We start from the raw sequence: 15,274 nt of genomic DNA, 5'->3' as shown, positions 1-15,274 counted from the left end.
GGTGCATATTATGTATGTTTTAGATGAAGAAGTAATCCTAACGAATGGAATATGGGAAGGTCAACTTAAAAATCAAAACATAAATCCTAAATCAATAATGATTTATACAGAAAAGAAATTAAAAGGGAACAGAATATCTAGTTTTGCTATCTCTGGAACTAATCACCTTAAAATTTATAGTTCCAACGAAAAAGTATTTATCACTTATGAAGCATTAGGTGAAAATCTACCACCTATGTTAAGTGTTGCTACCGAGGTTATTCAACCTAAAGCATCCGAGGATGAAAAAGCAGATAAAGCTTATGTGGATATGGAGTTACAAAAAAAAGCAGACAAGATAAGCACGTTCACTAAGCAGGAAGTCATGAAAAAGATAGAAGAAAACGGTGGGAATATTTCAATTATCGATGGAGGTAGTTTTATCTAGAAAGGAGTGAAATAATTGGCACAAACAATTAAGGTTAAACGTGGATTAAAGGTAAACTTGCCTTTATTATTACCTGCAGAAATGGGTTTTTGCACAGATACTAAAGAAATGTTTGTCGGTGACGGATCTGCAAACGTACTTGTAGGAAAAGTCATGATGGGTACATATGCAAACAGGCCAAACGCGGGTTACGAAGGAAGATTTTACTTTGTTAATAGTGGCGCAAACCTTGGTTATTTATATGTTGACGATGGGAGTACTTGGCAACGAGCAAATGTGGTCAATATAGGTGATTTACAAGGGGATTTAGATGATCTGGCTGACGGTACTACTTATAAAAAAGTAAAGGCTACTGAGATTACTAATGGACAAGTTAATAAGTTGTCAGATGGTACAAATACAGTTACTCCAAGTGAAATTAAATCTCATATTAACGATAGTGCAAAACACAGAACTATCAATGATACGGGTGCAAGCTCCACCGATTTATGGTCGGCTCAAAAAATTAAAAATGAACTTGCTATAGCCAAGCAAGGGATGGAGTATCAAGACAGCGTTAAAGACAAAGATTTATCATCTCCCCCGGCATCCCCAGTTGTAGGAGATCGCTATCTAGTAAAAGCAACAGGCGCAGGTGCTTGGGTTGGAAAAAATAATAATATTGCAGAATGGAGTGGTTCCGTTTGGTTATTTACAATGCCGAACACTGGGACCACTTTATTTGTTGATGATGAATCCAAACAATATAGCTGGAACGGTACGGCTTGGGTAATTTCTGGAGCTGGCCTACAAACCGTTACTGCAGGTAATGGCCTAACTGGTGGAGGGCAAGCCGATACAGTTAGTCTTGCTGTTGGTGCTGGAAACGGAATTATTGTTGGTACAACTTCCGTGTCGGTAAAAGCGGGGAAAGGTATTAAAGTGGATTCTACTGGCGTTTTGGTAGACGTAGACAATGCTAGTATGGGTTTTTTAAATAATCAATTACAAGTGATAAATGTTGATGGAGGAACCTTTTAGGTGGTGGGTTTATGGCTAGGAAGGTATTAATACAGGTACGAAGAGGGCTTGAAGCTGACCTTGGCATACTTGCAGATGGAGAACTTGGATTTTGTACGGATAAGGATAATAAGAAGATATATATCGGATCTAGCGAGGGAAATATCTTGCTAATTAATGCAGAGACCTCTGGCGACATGACTAAATCAATATATGACACTAACAACGATGGAGTTGTTGATAGAGCAAAAACTGTAGTAGGACCTGTAACATGGGGACAATTGAAGGGGGTGTAATGATTGAATCACATGAGTGTTTATTTGAAAAATAAAGTACTAGCGGATAATTTAAGGGTTACTCCAGTCTACCTTGCTCTTTTTAGTAATGATGTTGAAGTAAATAAAGCTAGCTACAAAAGACAAGTGGGTACATTTGTTGAACCAGTAGATGGACAAACATCTAATAATGAAGATGTATTATTCCCGATTGCAACGGAAATTTGGGGAGACATTACGCATATCGGTATTTTCGATAGTGCTACAGAAGGTAATCTCCTGTTCAAGTCTCCCGCTGAATTTGTAAAGACTATAGATATTTCTAGTCAATACAAAATACCGAAAAACTATCTAATCGTTAGATTGAAGTAGGTGATAGAAATGAACGCAATACAAGAATCCGAATGGGTACAGGTAATTACTCATAAGTGGGGAGATTTGAATCTCCATAAGTGGGAAGATTTCCGGTTAGCACTAATGGAATCTGAATCACTAGTTAGCGCACAAGGGGTGGTAATAAAACACACTGGCTCTGTTATGGAGACAATACCCGAGATGCAAGCTCAAGGGGTGCAAGTGAAGTATTCCCCTACAATTATGCGAAGTGTTACAGAAATGATTGCGAACATTGTTGTTTCTGAGCGTGATTATAAGACGGATATGATTAAGTCTTTACCGTTGTACGAAAGAAAATCTTCTGTTCTACAAGAGACACTCGGTACTTTCGACAAAGAATTTCGAAACATAGAGCAAAAGATTGAAGTAGTCGAAAGAAATATATTTCTAGATACTGCAATTGAATCGCTATCTATTTCTGAACGAGATCTAGGAATTCAAAAAGTGGATTCGTTGAGCTATAACCAACGTCGCGAACAAATAGCTTCCCGAAATAGAGCAAGCTTTGACCAAACAACAGAAGAAACTATAAAATCGGTTGCTTCTGCTTATGGAAACGGCGAGGTAGAAATTAATACTACCGATATAGCAGGAATATTTGAGATTAAATTCGTCGGCATAGGTATTCCCAACAATCTCGATGGTCTAAAAAAAGCACTAGGTATTATAATGCCCGCACATTTAGGAATCAAATATACCTTTACATTTAGCCCTTGGGATTCTGTTGATGGATTAACGTGGGGCGAGACTACCGGGAAGAATTGGAATGAATTAAGAATATGGGATGAGGTGAGCTAATGAAATTAACTACAATATTTAAATTCAAGAAACCAGATTTGACAGATTACGTGAACGTTGAAGATCTAAATGAAAATATGGATATATTGGATGAAGCTTTGGGAACGCACCTGGATAAAGATGCTTCAACAACCCAAAAAGGGCATGTACAATTAAGTGATGCCACAAATAGTACAAGTACTATTTTAGCAGCTACCGCAAATGCGGTTAAAAAAGTATGGGATTTAGCAACTGGCAAGTATTCTAAACCAACTGCAGGTATTCCCAAAACAGATTTAGACAATGCCGTACAAACTTCTTTAGGGAAAGCAGATTCTGCTTTGCAGTCGGTTTCTAAAGCTTCGACAACAGTTGAAGGGATCGTCATGTTAGATGATGCTGTTGATAGCAATAGTACAACTAAAGCAGCCACGGCTAACGCGGTTAAAAAGGTGAAAGAATCTGTCTCTAATGTGAATAACTATGGAGTTGCTACACAAGCAGAAGCAGAAGCTGGAACCTCTGATGTGAAATATATGACTCCTTTAAAAGTTAAGCAGTCAATTAAGAAAAACGTGCCTGGGGTTTTAGAGAAAATCTCATCTATTGATTTTTCGCAAGTAACGCCCGCAACAAGTATCAACATTACTAACTTGAATTTATACAAAAAGATTCGTGTAATTTTTACGGATATAATGCTTGATCGTTCAACTGATCTTTTCCGTTTGACCTATAATAATATTACAGGCCCATATGATTATGGGAGATGGCAAATAGGAGTGAATCCGCAAAGTTATGGATACTTGACTATTAATAATGGTAATAATAGTGTTAACGGATTTAACGGAGAATTAGAGATAGATGCTTTGAGCCCCGAACTTGAAAGTACATTGTTATTTCGTACTAAACTTTCGAATAAAGTTAACAATTCTTTTAATTTATCTTTTTATAGTCTGGCCAGAGATACTCAAAGATCATTAAATAGTATGCAATTATCTGTTAATCCATTCGCCGGGGGAACAGGAAAATTCACGGAGGGGAAAATAGAAGTTTGGGGGGAGCTTAAATGAGTGAAAGAATAGACAATAATGGAAAATGGCTCATTAAGGATAATATCGAAATATTAGTAGAACCTTCTCAAAAATGGTTCGACGAAAACCCATCAGTTGAACCCGAACCACAACCACCATCAGAAACTGAGCTTTTAACAGACTATATCGTAGATGTTGACTATCGAGTAACTATGATTGAATTAGGAATATAAAAATTAGAATGGAGAATGAAAAATGAATTTAACTTATCGTGCATGTAAATCACAAATTGAGCGCCAATCCTATCTATCAAAAGAGGATATGCAACAAAAACTAGACATTTTCTTGGTTGGCGACCGAATTACCCAACCTGAATATGAAGAGTTAACAGACCGATTAAACGCAGCATAAGCTAGCGTTATTTTTTATGTCAGAAGGATTTCAATTCATATTTGTCGAAATCTATCGGTGAAAGGGATTGATATATTCAATGAGTTTATCAAAAAGGTTTTATGAATCGGATGCTTCATCTGAAAAAGTGAAATATGCTCATAAATTTGAATTAGGACAGAGATTTATAATAAACGATCATGATACGAAAGCAACAAATGGTCATTGGGAAGTAACAAGTGAAAGCAATCTGGAAGGTAATTATTATTGTAATCGAGTACTTAAAAATGGAAATCTATCAATGAGTGCTACTCGGAGTAATTTTAGAGTATTTACCGCAAACGAAATTCACAAAGCTTTAGAGTACATCCGTTAATTCCGCTTTTGGAACCTAATGCGTCGCAGTTTATTTTCATTTAAAATAAAAGGATTTCTCCATTACTTGTCGAAATATAAGTAGAAGTGTTAGGTGGAGGGAGGTATTTAAATGGAGAATGAGAAAAATAGCAATCAAGATGTTTTGCTTACATCTTTAATAGCCGCAACAAATAATTCAACTTTAGAAATCGGTGTAACATTAAATGTTAATGGTAATTTAATTACTGGATTATTGATTAGTTATGAAAGTTACTTAAAAGCCACTTCCGAGCGATTAAAAGGACATAATAAAATGGCCGATGTTATTTCAGGGTTTTTCGATAAAATTGCGAAAGAACATGCAGCATATAAAGAGTCCTCTGGTGGAGCACCATCGCCAAGTATGATTCATCTAAAAGATGCTAAACTGATAGATGGTAATAATACATTCAATTTAGAGTATTGGCGAGGAAAGATTTCAAGTGTTGATGGGTTTATTATCGGAAATTATCAAACAAATTAGATAAATAATATTAAGGGCATCCATTCGGATGCTCTTTTTATGTACAAAAATAAATAAGGGGTGGAGCCTTATGGGAGGAATTGGGTTGGAACAATTGGAAGTAGTGCATATGTATTTATTTGGAGGAGTTAAGTTTCTTCATTTTTTAGCTTTGTTAATGGTTGTTGATATTTTAACTGGCATAGGAAAAGCCATTAAAAACGGGAATCTATGGAGTAGAAAAAGTTTATTTGGCTATGCACGAAAATTGCTTATCTTTGGTGCTATTATTTTGGCTAACGTAATCGATCAAATTTTGGGTATGGGCGGTGCTATAACCTATGCGACAGTCGTTTTTTATATTATGAATGAAGGTTTATCAATTACTGAAAATCTTGCTGAATTGGATATTTTAGTTCCCACAAACCTTGCTGAAAAGTTAAAAGTAATTGAGGCAACAAAAACAATGAAATCTAGTATTCCCAAAGAAATTAGCGAAGAACTCATAGGCTCAAAAGTAGATGAGCAATTGAAGGAGAGTGCAAAATAATGGCCATCTCTTTAGAAGAACTAATTAGACGTTCAGTAAACAGAATTGGAGATGTACACCCTTGGATTAAAGAAAGTGCCATAGAAATTATTACAAGAGCATATCAAGAAGGTATATATGTACAATTCTCCAGCGGTTATCGCAGTAATGAAGATCAAGCTTGGATTTATGGTCAGGGTCGTCCTAGTTATGTTTGGAACGGAAAAAAATATGGAACGGCTGGCGCTATCGTTTCAAATGCAAAACCCGGTACATCCGTACACAATTATCGATTAGCACTAGATTATTTCCTAGTAAGTGAAGATGGAAAACAATCACTTTGGACAGTCAATGATAAATGGCGTCGTGTAGCTGCCATTGCTAAAAGCTTTGGATATGAATGGGGTGGAGACTGGAAAAGCTTCGTTGACTATCCTCATATTCAATTTACAAGAGGATTATCCATTGCTCAATTAGCAGCTGGTAGTTTACCTACATTTCCACAAATAGTTAAGAAAGAGGTGGCTGGAGTGTCAGAACAAAAATTGAATGCAAGCCAAGAAAAATTACTAAATGAGGCTAAACGGTTAAAATTAACAGATGGAAGAGAACCGTTCGGAGAAGTAAATCGCATGTATTTATTTAGTGTTATCGTCGGTTTGGCTCAACAAGTAGAAGAATTGAAAAAGAAAGTAAAGTAATATATAAATCAAATATGAAGGGCATAGGAATGCCTAGATAGAAAGCGACTTACTCAAAAAATGGGTAGGTCGCTTTTTTTTTACCCAAAAATTACTTGTTGTAAAAACAAACAAATGTTCCTATAATAAATAAAAAGGAGGGAACAAATGTGCGTATAAATATTTTAAAAGTAATGGATCGTGGTCAACTGGCAGATATGATTTACTTATCCAACAATGGAGAAATGACGAAAAGGCGAGTAAAAGTATTGAGTGTGAACGATGAGACGTTTAAGGCCTATTGCTTTTTACGAAATACGAAAAGGACTTTTAAAATAGATAATGTTCTCGCATTTGTTCCTGTGATAAAAAAGGAGCGAAACGTTATATGATACATAATAGCTTTTTAAATGAGGTAATCAATGATTCGAAGTACGGACTGGACGCTCGAAGAAATATTAAATGGAAGACATCGATGATGCTACCGGAGCATGTAGCGATGCTCAGAGATTTTTATGTAGAAGTAAAAAAAACTCCTCGTCCTACTTTAGACAGTTTTGATTTAGATATCCTTCAAGATAACATTCAAATAGCGATGAAAAGGGATGTAGAGGTAAAAATATTGACGTGGGAGGATGGCGTTATTGAGTCGTACACGGGTAGTATAGTTTGGATTGATCTACAGAAAAGGATGATTGAAATAGAAGATGTGTATAAAGCTTTTACGTTGCCGTTAGATGATATAGTAGACGTGACTATAACAGAATGAGATATCATAGTGAAAACCACCAACCAAGTAAAGGAAGGTGGTTTTCTACTATTAAAATAACTTTTTCAATAACGTTTGATATATCTTATCATCAACCTCTATCAAACTTTTCTTTCCGTCAGTAAATTGTAAAGCGATAGTATGAGTACCTTTTGATTTAGCTGATAATCCCGCAAGCCAACCTACTGGGCCAAGAATTACTCCTCCTACAAAAGCTCTCCCTACTGCACTAACCGCACTTTTTTGACTTGTTGCGTCTAATACTTCGTACTCTTCGACAGTTGTTTTGTCGAGTAGAAAACTTTTAAAAATGCTTGTTGATAAACTTACTTGTCCTAAAGCTTGTGTAATTAGTTTACCTTCATAATCACCAGCGATTACTTTGTTCTTTGCTGCCATTCTTATTTCCCCCTAGAAAATATTTACACATTCCATAGTAAGGTATAGGCTAGTAGTTGTATAGTTAAATTCGGGCTGTCAAAAAGTACACTTTTGCATTTCCTTCTATATAATAAGTAATTTATAAAGTGACCTCCAAAAGTTTTTTGACCACACTTTTGACCAATGGATTTTTGAAACACATACAAACTGATATACATGTTATTAGAATTAACATTTTAATATCCTTGTTTTTATTATATTATATAATCTCATACAACCTCATATAGTTTATATATGAAAGAACGTAAAAAACCAGGACTTAAAGGCGCTCGTCGTGCACCTCAGTTCTCAAAACGTTAATTTTATATTATCAGTTCAAAGCACTTCTCGAGATATATCGAGAGGTGCTTTTTTTAGTTTGGGAAATTAAAAATCGATGACATGTAAATAGTTTTCTCTCAACAACATAATATATGCTCTTTTTTATCGAGAATACGTTATAAAAAGATTTATTAAGTTGATCTTTGGCTAGTGTCGCGGCCTGCAGTGAAAATCAATGTCTGGAAACTACTTGCTAACTCATAGTCGAATAGCTAAAACAAAGTAAGAATGTCTGAATCCAGTAAATGGTCGAAAATAAGGGAAGTGACCAATTCTAGAAATAACAAGTTACTTATATGAGACGACTATCACACTGGCTCATTTTAAATATTGTCCATATTTCCTTAACGTTTTCAGTAAAAGGTATTACGGCACGCATTAATATATTGTTATTCCTCTTTAGGTAAAAATAGCTTCTGGTATTTTATCGTACAAAGGACTATCTACCTGTTGAGAATAGCTTCGGTAATGAAGAGGCATTACAGATTCCTGTATTCGGACATCAAAATTTTAAAAAGTAGTTGTTTCGTTGTTTTTGGAGGTGTATATTAAGTGAAATATTTTAAAACTAGAAAAACGTGGGTGGGATGATGAATAATGGAGTTTACTTCTGAAAGATTATTGTTTCGTTCGTATACACAAGATGACTTTGATTTCTTGTATGGCATGCTTTCTGATCCAGATATGGTGTGCTATATCGGAAATGGAGAGACGCGAGATTTTAAAGGTGCTGAAGTATTTTTAGACTGGATTTACAGCCACTATGAGATGAATCCTGAGTATGGGTTAAAAGTGGTTGTTCGGAAAGAAGATAATGTTCCGGTCGGACATGCTGGTATTGTCCCGCAAAAAGTAAAGGGGAAGGATGAACTGGAGGTAGGTTATTGGATTGCAAAAAAGTATTGGGGAAATGGTTATGCTTCTGAAGCAGCGAAAGCCTTAATACATAGAGGGGAAAATCAGTTAGGGGTAGATAGGTTTATATCTTTAATTCAACAGGGAAATAATGCTTCTCGAAAAGTAGCAGCTAAAAATGGAATGAGTGTAGAGGCAGAGATTATTGTTAAAGGACGAAATGTATACGTCTATTCAAATGGATAGTCGAATTTTAGAAAAAGAGGAAATGTATGAAAAGTAAATTTAATATAGTTACATCAACGATTCTTGTTAGTATTTTTATTGCACGGTTTGGGACTTTTTTAGTTTTGCCGTACTTAACGTTGTTTTTGTTGGATGAGTTTCATTTCTCAGCGGTACAAATAGGTACAGTTATTTCTACGCTTGCTTTATCTAATTTAATCATGAGCTTCTTGGTAGGGCCATATATCGATAGGTTTCCTAAAGATAAAGTGATTATAACCGGGTTAATCGGTTACCTGGGTTGTTATATATATTTTCCTTTTATCGAGCAGTATGGTGGATTTATATTGTTTGCAGCATTGCTTGGTGCCAGCCAAGCGGTTGTTGAACCGACTTACCGGGTGTTATTAAGCCTTTATACCGAACTGGAAAATAGAAGATTCATATTTAATGTTCGATATTTCCTCATCAATATTTCTGCTGCTATTGCACCGTTAACATCTGTATATTTTCAGCAGTTTGGTATGGAGAATTTGTTTTTTGTAGTAGGCTTTATTTTCTTTATTAATATTATGACCTTTGCAATCATTTTTAGAAAATACCCAATGAAGCAAGTATCTGGATATAAGGAAAAAACGTCTATTTTTCAATCCTTCTATGTATTCAAGAAAGATTATGCATTTGGCATTTTCATATTGGCATTAATTTTTATTAGCTTTGGATATAGTCAGTTCGACTCGACGTTTAGTCAATATTTAGGTATACGATTTAACCATGGGTTAGCTATTCAATATTTTGCATGGCTAATTACGACAAATGCTATTACAGTAATTATTATTCAATATTTTGTTTATAGATTGGGGGAAGTTATTAGTACAACGTCTTCCCTCATTATAGGCAGTGCTTTGTTATCGTTAGGTCTCATCTGCTTTGGACAGAGTGAACGAATTCTTTTATTAATATTAGCGATGGTTGTTTTTACAGCCGGTGAAGTGTTAGTTTTTACAATGATCGATATTCATATTGATGGTATGTGTGAGGATCATGAAAAAGGGACTTATTTTGCATTATCTGGCGTGAAATCAGTTGGGAGAATTGCTGGACCAAGTATGGGAGGCATTCTTTTAGACAGTTTGAATAGTGGAGCACTTGTATTTACGATTATCGGTGGAATTACATTGCTTGCAATACCATCGTTTTATTTTAGTGACCGGATGAAAGAAAGGAAGAATGGACATGCAATTATTCAATCTGATTAAAAATGAAAAAGCGTATTGGTTAGTTGATCAAGTGAAGATGGAAGGGAAATCGCAGGAGGATTACAAAGAAGCGTTTAAGAAAATCTTAAAAGCTTACGACGAAGAACAAATAGGCTATCTATCTTTACTAATGGATGAGGCATTTGAAAAATGGTTGCTTGAGCGAGACTTTAGAAAGATTTCTTCTATAGTGGAGTACACAAAGCTATTGGAAGAAGAGATTAATCTGGACAATGATCTTTTGTTCCATTCGTTAGCAGAAGGTTTGATGACGGATACAGAATTTGCACAGGTGTATGAATTGTGTAGGACAGGAACTGCAAATAAAAATATACCTCAGCCAATCGAGCAGGTGATGGATTCCATCAGTAAAGAGTTAGGGGAAGACTGGAGAAGCCATTGCTACTACTTTTTAAAAGGTCAGAAATTAGTTGGGATAAGTATCCCACATATTGAGATGGGAACAGGAGAAGAAGGAAGGATGTTCTACTTTGGAGTGATTCCAGAAATGCGAGGGATGGGTCTAGGTGCTGAGATTCACAAAGTTACACTTTCAATCATGAAGAAGATAAAAGCTACATACTATGTTGGAAGTACAGATGAAAGTAACGCGCATATGGTGCAGATATTCAAGAAAAACGGCTGCGTATTAAGAGATAAAAAAGGAATTTATCGAATCGAAAAATGACTCATTGAAGCTATCATACTCTTTGTCCCTCATACGTATAATGAGTGAAAAAGGAGCGATGAACCTGAAAAAGTGGATAATCATCTCGGCATTGTTTTTCATCTCTTTACTTGCTGTTATTTATGGAACGAAGGCAAGTGATACTGGTTTTTTCCTACCAAATCCGTTAAGTGGCGTGAAAATAGTCATTGACCCAGGACATGGGGGGATAGATGGGGGTGCTAGTCATGGGGAGGTAGTGGAACGTGATATTACATTAGCTATGTCTCTAAAGCTAGAGAAAAAGTTAAAAGCACAAGGAGCAACAGTCGTCATGACACGCACGAAAGAAGGAGATGCAGTAGCAGAACATAATCCGGATGGAGATTTTCCAACAACTCGTGCTAGAAAGCGGGCAGATTTGCTCCTTCGAGAAGAGATTATGAATAACTCGGAAGCAGATATTGTCCTTAGCTTACATGTGAATGCAGTTCCTGAAGAGAGATGGCGTGGTGCACAAGTATTTTATCATGCGGATGGTCACGAAGGTGGAGAACTTTTAGCTAAGTCCATTCAAGGTTCTATTAGAGAAAATATAGGTAATACAGAGAGAGAAGCACTCGCTATTAAACAGGTGTATATTTTGAAAAAAGCAAAAGCACCAGCAGTGTTAGTAGAAACAGGCTTTATAAGTAACAATGAAGAGCGGGAATTACTGCAATCGGATAAATACCAAAATCAAATGGTGGATGCCATTTCAGATGGTGTACTTCGTTTTGTAGAAGACAATATTTACTGAGCCAATGTTTAGGAATGTAGACACTCGTATATGGTATACTATATGGCGAATAGTTAACTAAAGGGGAGTGTCTACAGATGATTAATGAACAACAAGTTCGTGCGTTACTTGGCGAATTGAATGATCCATTTTTACATAGAACTTTAGAAGAAACAAACGGAATATCGACAGTATCCATAAAAGAAGAAAAAAATCATGTTAGTGTGAAACTAGCGATTGCCAAAATAAATTCAGCAGAGCAAATGCAACTACAAAGTAAAGTAGTGGAAGTATTAAAAGAAGCGGGAGCAGCAACAGTAGGTATCCGCTTTGAAGAATTACCAAAAGAGGTATTAGAACAGTTCCGTGGGAAAGCAAAGGAAAGCGATAATGAGAGCATTCTATCCCCTAATAGCAAAGTAAAGATCATCTCCATCGCTTCTGGTAAGGGTGGAGTTGGTAAATCTACTGTATCGGTTAACTTAGCTGTAGCACTTGCACGTTTAGGCAAAAAAGTTGGACTAGTGGATGCAGATATCTACGGGTTTAGTGTGCCGGATATGATGGGGGTAAAAGATATCCCACAAATAAAAGATGACCGTATCATTCCGGTAGAACGCAAAGGGGTAAAAGTAATCTCTATGGGGTTCTTCGTTGAAAATAATACACCAGTCGTTTGGCGTGGACCAATGCTTGGAAAAGTATTAGATCAATTTTTCAAAGATGTTGAGTGGGGAGAACTAGATTTTCTATTATTAGATTTACCGCCGGGTACTGGAGATGTTGCATTAGACATTCATCAAATGTTGCCGGCTTCTAAAGAGATTGTTGTAACAACACCTCATCCAACAGCGGCTTTTGTTGCAGCAAGAGCAGGTGCAATGGCACTTCAGACAGATCATGAAATACTGGGTGTCATTGAAAATATGTCTTGGTATGAAGCGAAATCTACAGGAGAGCGTGAATTTGTATTCGGTAAAGGCGGTGGCCCTAAGCTTGCGGATGAACTCCGTACAGAATTACTTGGTCAGCTTCCATTAGGACAGCCAGATTGGAATGATATCGATTTTGCTCCATCTGTATATGCTGAAACACATGATACAGGGAAAATCTATTTAGAAATCGCACAAGAAGTAATCGAAAAAGCATAAGAAAAGGCCGTTTCCTCTAAGGGAGCGGCCTTATTTTTGAGTCTCTTCTTTCTTCTCGTCAGAAGCACCCGATTCCTCTTTGGATCCACCGCCACTTTCTTTCTGTGAACCAGAACCAGCTTCTTCCACTAGTTTTTGCCACTTTGTTTGCAATAGAGGACTTTGAATCGTTTCCTCTACCACCTTTTGCATTTCTTTGCGCATATCACTGGATTGTAGCACCTTTTCTAATTCCTTTTTCATCTCAGCAGAGCCGAAAAAGCTTTCTAAGTCTTTTAAATAGGTGGGATCCTTCATCAGTGCTTTCATGAGTTCTTCTTGCTGTTTCACCATACTTTTGGCCATGGTTTCCGAAAATTTAGGGTCTTGGTAAACTTCCTTCCAGAATTCTTCGGCTTCCTTCGATAACATTGTTTGTTCAACGGATTTCTTTACCTGCTCATGATCAATTACTAACAGTTCTTTAAATTGCGGGTCATCTAAAAGTGTTCGAATGGCTTTTTTTCCGTCTTCGGTCTGTAACGCATCTATGAGCATTTTTTTATTTTCCTCATAGGAGGGAGGAGCAGTAGAGCTGCTACATCCGGCAAGAAGCCCAAGACTCAACAAAATAAGTGCAAAATACTTCATTATCGTCACCGTCCTTTCGATTATTGTTCACATTTGTTTCAGAAATATGTATAGTAACTAGGAAGAAATAGATTTTTGGGTAAATGGTTGTTACAATTTAAAAAGAAGAAAAAGAAAAGTTGGAGGAAACTTTGCTGTGACTATACGAAATTGGTTTAAATTTTTTCTAAATGCCATGTTGATCGGTGGAGTCATTACCGGTATTTTGGGCTTATTTATACGATGGGATGATGCTTTCGCAAAATATTTTGAAGCAGGGCAATGGGGAGAGTTTTTTGCAGCCTTTGCATTTATGATTGTTATGGGCTTTACCGTAAGTGTAATTGCACAAATGGGTTATTTTGCTTACTTAACGATTCATCAAATGGGTGTTAATATTTTCAGAACGCTTACACTCTGGAATTGGGTTCAATTACTCATTATTGCAATTGTCATTTTTGATTTAATTATGTTCCGTTTCCGTCCGAATGCAGAGACTACTGGACAAATTTGGCTATATGTTATCTTACTTGCGATATTAATAATTACAGCTATAGTAGTTGCCATTGCTAAAGCGAATATGACCAAAAAACATACCCTTATTTCTGCATTATTTTTTATGATCGTTGTATCCACATTGGAATGGTTACCAGTATTAATGGTACGAGCTGATAATGTGGATAGTTGGGTAACATTATTATTATTCCCGATTCTTGCAGTAAATGCTTACCAATTATTGGCTTTGCCGAAATACAATGCAAAATCAGATGAGGATCGTTTGAAATTAGAAGCACGCAGAAAAGAAAGAAGAGAAGCTGCTGCTAAAACAAATTAAATAAAAACTGCCATGACGAATGATTGTCATGGCAGTTTTTATAATAAGACTTATGGAATTTTATTCGGGAAACGTTTTTGTATTCATTTTTAAACCGAATATATTTTGTTCTATAGGCAAAAATGATTGAGACTTTAAAAGTTTGGTCAGTTGCTTTATGTCAACCCGTTCCTCTTGGTGAAGTGGTACGGAAAGGACATCTCCTTTCGAAAGAACAGGAACTTCCCCATCCCAATACTTACTGGAACTTAGCAAATTTACCTCTTGATCCCAGGCAATTTCTTGAACCTCCACTGGAAATTGATAATCCTTCGTTCGAAACCAAAGCGGTTTTTCACCCATAGCCTTTTCGAATTGATCCACTTCTTTTTGAAATAAACCGGGATTCTCTATATAAATTGCCCCATTCTGACCTAAAAGCCCAATCGGAATATGTTTATCTTGCATAGTCTTTATAATGGGCGCAGATCGTTCCATCCACTCGGTGCTTATGAAAAAGTGTGGATAAGGTGCTTCTATATCCTTTAGCAAGGTTTCAATTTCTTCTTTTCCAAAGGTTAAATCAATTGTAACTGTTTTTCCGTATGTTCCTTTAGAAATTACGGTTGGCTTTTCTGTTAATTGAAATACAGGTAGGATAGAGGAATAGTTTCTTGGGACGATGAACAACAGTGTGATTAATAATGCGAATGAACCGACCAACAATAGCTTTTTTTTCAAAGTAACACGCACCTTTTCAAATCATTTTAATAAACTTTATGTTTTAGTGTTGACATTCATGTTAAAACGATGTTAAGATACAAAGGTCGCCAAAACAAAACGACAAATTAAACAACATGAACATTGAAAACTGAACATGCAAAACGTTAAGACATATAGCTTGATAGACTAATTTATTTTAGTCTAAAAGCAAAACAATTATGACATCATTTAATGATGATGCCAGCAAAACAAAATGAGCTTTTTAAGTTCTCTATTATGGAGAGTTTGATCCTGGCTCA

23 protein-coding genes and 1 pseudogene are annotated in these 15,274 nt (G+C 36.2%); 21 read left to right on the top strand and 3 right to left on the bottom strand.

The annotated features are described in order from the left end of the window. The first annotated feature begins 10 nt into the window (after nucleotides 1–10). The 14 genes from ACIP9W_RS16310 to ACIP9W_RS16245 all read left to right on the top strand — a co-directional run bounded on the left by ACIP9W_RS16310 (nucleotide 11) and on the right by ACIP9W_RS16245 (nucleotide 7,132). The gene (locus tag ACIP9W_RS16310; protein WP_400791493.1) at nucleotides 11–427 is read left to right on the top strand and encodes a hypothetical protein; all 417 of its coding nucleotides are present in this window, start codon (nucleotides 11–13) and stop codon (nucleotides 425–427) included. A gap of 15 nt (nucleotides 428–442) precedes the next feature. Continuing rightward, entirely contained in the window at nucleotides 443–1,447 is a 1,005-nt protein-coding gene (locus ACIP9W_RS16305; RefSeq protein ID WP_400791491.1) for a DUF2793 domain-containing protein, read from the top strand. 11 nt (nucleotides 1,448–1,458) lie between these two features. Further along, nucleotides 1,459–1,722 (top strand): hyaluronate lyase N-terminal domain-containing protein, encoded by a 264-nt coding sequence (locus tag ACIP9W_RS16300; RefSeq protein ID WP_400791488.1) that lies wholly within the window; start codon nucleotides 1,459–1,461, stop codon nucleotides 1,720–1,722. 12 nt (nucleotides 1,723–1,734) lie between these two features. Continuing rightward, a complete protein-coding gene (locus tag ACIP9W_RS16295) occupies nucleotides 1,735–2,073 on the top strand; it encodes a phage tail fiber protein (protein WP_483880177.1) in 339 nt (112 codons plus the stop codon). Between the two features lie 9 nt (nucleotides 2,074–2,082). Continuing rightward, on the top strand, nucleotides 2,083–2,895 hold the full coding sequence (locus ACIP9W_RS16290; protein ID WP_400791483.1) for a putative phage tail protein: 813 nt from the start codon (nucleotides 2,083–2,085) through the stop codon (nucleotides 2,893–2,895). Further along, nucleotides 2,895–3,944 carry a tail fiber protein gene (locus ACIP9W_RS16285; RefSeq protein ID WP_400791480.1) on the top strand — a complete coding sequence of 350 codons (1,050 nt, stop codon included), beginning with the start codon at nucleotides 2,895–2,897 and terminating at the stop codon, nucleotides 3,942–3,944. Before ACIP9W_RS16290 ends, ACIP9W_RS16285 begins: the two co-directional genes overlap by 1 nt. After that, nucleotides 3,941–4,138: a hypothetical protein gene (locus ACIP9W_RS16280; RefSeq protein WP_400791477.1), complete on the top strand. Its 198-nt coding sequence runs from the start codon at nucleotides 3,941–3,943 to the stop codon at nucleotides 4,136–4,138. The genes ACIP9W_RS16285 and ACIP9W_RS16280 overlap by 4 nt, the downstream gene beginning before the upstream one ends. A gap of 22 nt (nucleotides 4,139–4,160) precedes the next feature. Beyond that, nucleotides 4,161–4,316 carry a hypothetical protein gene (locus tag ACIP9W_RS16275; protein WP_400791475.1) on the top strand — a complete coding sequence of 52 codons (156 nt, stop codon included), beginning with the start codon at nucleotides 4,161–4,163 and terminating at the stop codon, nucleotides 4,314–4,316. 79 nt (nucleotides 4,317–4,395) lie between these two features. After that, nucleotides 4,396–4,671 (top strand): hypothetical protein, encoded by a 276-nt coding sequence (locus ACIP9W_RS16270; RefSeq protein WP_400791472.1) that lies wholly within the window; start codon nucleotides 4,396–4,398, stop codon nucleotides 4,669–4,671. A gap of 111 nt (nucleotides 4,672–4,782) precedes the next feature. Continuing rightward, nucleotides 4,783–5,175 carry a gas vesicle accessory protein GvpU gene (gvpU, locus tag ACIP9W_RS16265; protein WP_400791470.1) on the top strand — a complete coding sequence of 131 codons (393 nt, stop codon included), beginning with the start codon at nucleotides 4,783–4,785 and terminating at the stop codon, nucleotides 5,173–5,175. Between the two features lie 85 nt (nucleotides 5,176–5,260). Beyond that, entirely contained in the window at nucleotides 5,261–5,704 is a 444-nt protein-coding gene (locus ACIP9W_RS16260; RefSeq protein WP_400791467.1) for a phage holin family protein, read from the top strand. Continuing rightward, nucleotides 5,704–6,384, top strand: a complete 681-nt coding sequence (locus ACIP9W_RS16255; RefSeq protein ID WP_400791465.1) for a M15 family metallopeptidase — start codon at nucleotides 5,704–5,706, stop codon at nucleotides 6,382–6,384. Before ACIP9W_RS16260 ends, ACIP9W_RS16255 begins: the two co-directional genes overlap by 1 nt. Nucleotides 6,385–6,533: 149 nt before the next feature. Continuing rightward, a complete protein-coding gene (locus ACIP9W_RS16250) occupies nucleotides 6,534–6,755 on the top strand; it encodes a transcriptional regulator (RefSeq protein ID WP_400791462.1) in 222 nt (73 codons plus the stop codon). Continuing rightward, entirely contained in the window at nucleotides 6,752–7,132 is a 381-nt protein-coding gene (locus ACIP9W_RS16245) for a YolD-like family protein (protein WP_400791460.1), read from the top strand. Before ACIP9W_RS16250 ends, ACIP9W_RS16245 begins: the two co-directional genes overlap by 4 nt. 51 nt (nucleotides 7,133–7,183) lie before the next feature. Here the strand turns inward: ACIP9W_RS16245 and ACIP9W_RS16240 are convergent, their stop codons facing one another. After that, nucleotides 7,184–7,531 (bottom strand): hypothetical protein, encoded by a 348-nt coding sequence (locus tag ACIP9W_RS16240; RefSeq protein ID WP_400791457.1) that lies wholly within the window; start codon nucleotides 7,529–7,531, stop codon nucleotides 7,184–7,186. 276 nt (nucleotides 7,532–7,807) lie between these two features. On the opposite strand from ACIP9W_RS16240, the pseudogene rpsI reads away from it, so the two are divergent. The 6 genes and pseudogenes from rpsI to ACIP9W_RS16210 all read left to right on the top strand — a co-directional run. Then, nucleotides 7,808–7,873: pseudogene (gene rpsI / locus ACIP9W_RS16235) on the top strand (30S ribosomal protein S9); the annotation flags it as partial. 618 nt (nucleotides 7,874–8,491) lie between these two features. Further along, complete coding sequence (locus tag ACIP9W_RS16230; protein ID WP_400791454.1) at nucleotides 8,492–8,995, top strand: GNAT family N-acetyltransferase; 504 nt, start codon at nucleotides 8,492–8,494, stop codon at nucleotides 8,993–8,995. A 26-nt stretch (nucleotides 8,996–9,021) separates the two neighbouring features. After that, complete coding sequence (locus ACIP9W_RS16225) at nucleotides 9,022–10,233, top strand: MFS transporter (protein WP_400791452.1); 1,212 nt, start codon at nucleotides 9,022–9,024, stop codon at nucleotides 10,231–10,233. Continuing rightward, complete coding sequence (locus ACIP9W_RS16220; RefSeq protein ID WP_400791449.1) at nucleotides 10,211–10,921, top strand: GNAT family N-acetyltransferase; 711 nt, start codon at nucleotides 10,211–10,213, stop codon at nucleotides 10,919–10,921. The genes ACIP9W_RS16225 and ACIP9W_RS16220 overlap by 23 nt, the downstream gene beginning before the upstream one ends. 64 nt (nucleotides 10,922–10,985) lie before the next feature. Continuing rightward, nucleotides 10,986–11,699, top strand: a complete 714-nt coding sequence (locus ACIP9W_RS16215; RefSeq protein ID WP_282241696.1) for an N-acetylmuramoyl-L-alanine amidase — start codon at nucleotides 10,986–10,988, stop codon at nucleotides 11,697–11,699. Nucleotides 11,700–11,776: 77 nt separating this feature from the next. Then, nucleotides 11,777–12,829 carry an Mrp/NBP35 family ATP-binding protein gene (locus ACIP9W_RS16210; RefSeq protein WP_400791447.1) on the top strand — a complete coding sequence of 351 codons (1,053 nt, stop codon included), beginning with the start codon at nucleotides 11,777–11,779 and terminating at the stop codon, nucleotides 12,827–12,829. 30 nt (nucleotides 12,830–12,859) lie between these two features. Here the strand turns inward: ACIP9W_RS16210 and gerD are convergent, their stop codons facing one another. Beyond that, the gene (gerD, locus tag ACIP9W_RS16205; RefSeq protein WP_400791444.1) at nucleotides 12,860–13,459 is read right to left on the bottom strand and encodes a spore germination lipoprotein GerD; all 600 of its coding nucleotides are present in this window, start codon (nucleotides 13,457–13,459) and stop codon (nucleotides 12,860–12,862) included. Between the two features lie 136 nt (nucleotides 13,460–13,595). Here gerD and ACIP9W_RS16200 point away from each other — a divergent pair, with 136 nt between their 5' ends. Then, entirely contained in the window at nucleotides 13,596–14,273 is a 678-nt protein-coding gene (locus ACIP9W_RS16200) for a KinB-signaling pathway activation protein (protein WP_400791442.1), read from the top strand. A 60-nt stretch (nucleotides 14,274–14,333) separates the two neighbouring features. Here the strand turns inward: ACIP9W_RS16200 and ACIP9W_RS16195 are convergent, their stop codons facing one another. Further along, entirely contained in the window at nucleotides 14,334–14,993 is a 660-nt protein-coding gene (locus ACIP9W_RS16195; RefSeq protein WP_400791439.1) for a polysaccharide deacetylase family protein, read from the bottom strand. Nucleotides 14,994–15,274 lie beyond the last annotated feature (281 nt).

Source organism: Psychrobacillus sp. NPDC093180 (genome assembly GCF_044754065.1).
Lineage (GTDB): Bacteria > Bacillota > Bacilli > Bacillales_A > Planococcaceae > Psychrobacillus.
The sequence above is the reverse complement of the archived record's forward strand: the minus strand, read 5'-3'. Positions and strand labels throughout refer to the sequence as shown.

Coding starts and splice junctions, on each gene's coding strand:
- ACIP9W_RS16280 (WP_400791477.1), top strand. CDS start 3,941: ATGAGTGAAAGAATAGACAATAATGGAAAATGGCTCATTAAGGATAAT.
- ACIP9W_RS16310 (WP_400791493.1), top strand. CDS start 11: ATGTATGTTTTAGATGAAGAAGTAATCCTAACGAATGGAATATGGGAA.
- ACIP9W_RS16225 (WP_400791452.1), top strand. CDS start 9,022: ATGAAAAGTAAATTTAATATAGTTACATCAACGATTCTTGTTAGTATT.
- ACIP9W_RS16300 (WP_400791488.1), top strand. CDS start 1,459: ATGGCTAGGAAGGTATTAATACAGGTACGAAGAGGGCTTGAAGCTGAC.
- gvpU (WP_400791470.1), top strand. CDS start 4,783: ATGGAGAATGAGAAAAATAGCAATCAAGATGTTTTGCTTACATCTTTA.
- ACIP9W_RS16255 (WP_400791465.1), top strand. CDS start 5,704: ATGGCCATCTCTTTAGAAGAACTAATTAGACGTTCAGTAAACAGAATT.
- ACIP9W_RS16220 (WP_400791449.1), top strand. CDS start 10,211: ATGCAATTATTCAATCTGATTAAAAATGAAAAAGCGTATTGGTTAGTT.
- ACIP9W_RS16295 (WP_483880177.1), top strand. CDS start 1,735: ATGAGTGTTTATTTGAAAAATAAAGTACTAGCGGATAATTTAAGGGTT.
- ACIP9W_RS16210 (WP_400791447.1), top strand. CDS start 11,777: ATGATTAATGAACAACAAGTTCGTGCGTTACTTGGCGAATTGAATGAT.
- ACIP9W_RS16230 (WP_400791454.1), top strand. CDS start 8,492: ATGGAGTTTACTTCTGAAAGATTATTGTTTCGTTCGTATACACAAGAT.
- gerD (WP_400791444.1), bottom strand. CDS start 13,459: ATGAAGTATTTTGCACTTATTTTGTTGAGTCTTGGGCTTCTTGCCGGA.
- ACIP9W_RS16285 (WP_400791480.1), top strand. CDS start 2,895: ATGAAATTAACTACAATATTTAAATTCAAGAAACCAGATTTGACAGAT.
- ACIP9W_RS16290 (WP_400791483.1), top strand. CDS start 2,083: ATGAACGCAATACAAGAATCCGAATGGGTACAGGTAATTACTCATAAG.
- ACIP9W_RS16275 (WP_400791475.1), top strand. CDS start 4,161: ATGAATTTAACTTATCGTGCATGTAAATCACAAATTGAGCGCCAATCC.
- ACIP9W_RS16245 (WP_400791460.1), top strand. CDS start 6,752: ATGATACATAATAGCTTTTTAAATGAGGTAATCAATGATTCGAAGTAC.
- ACIP9W_RS16270 (WP_400791472.1), top strand. CDS start 4,396: ATGAGTTTATCAAAAAGGTTTTATGAATCGGATGCTTCATCTGAAAAA.
- ACIP9W_RS16240 (WP_400791457.1), bottom strand. CDS start 7,531: ATGGCAGCAAAGAACAAAGTAATCGCTGGTGATTATGAAGGTAAACTA.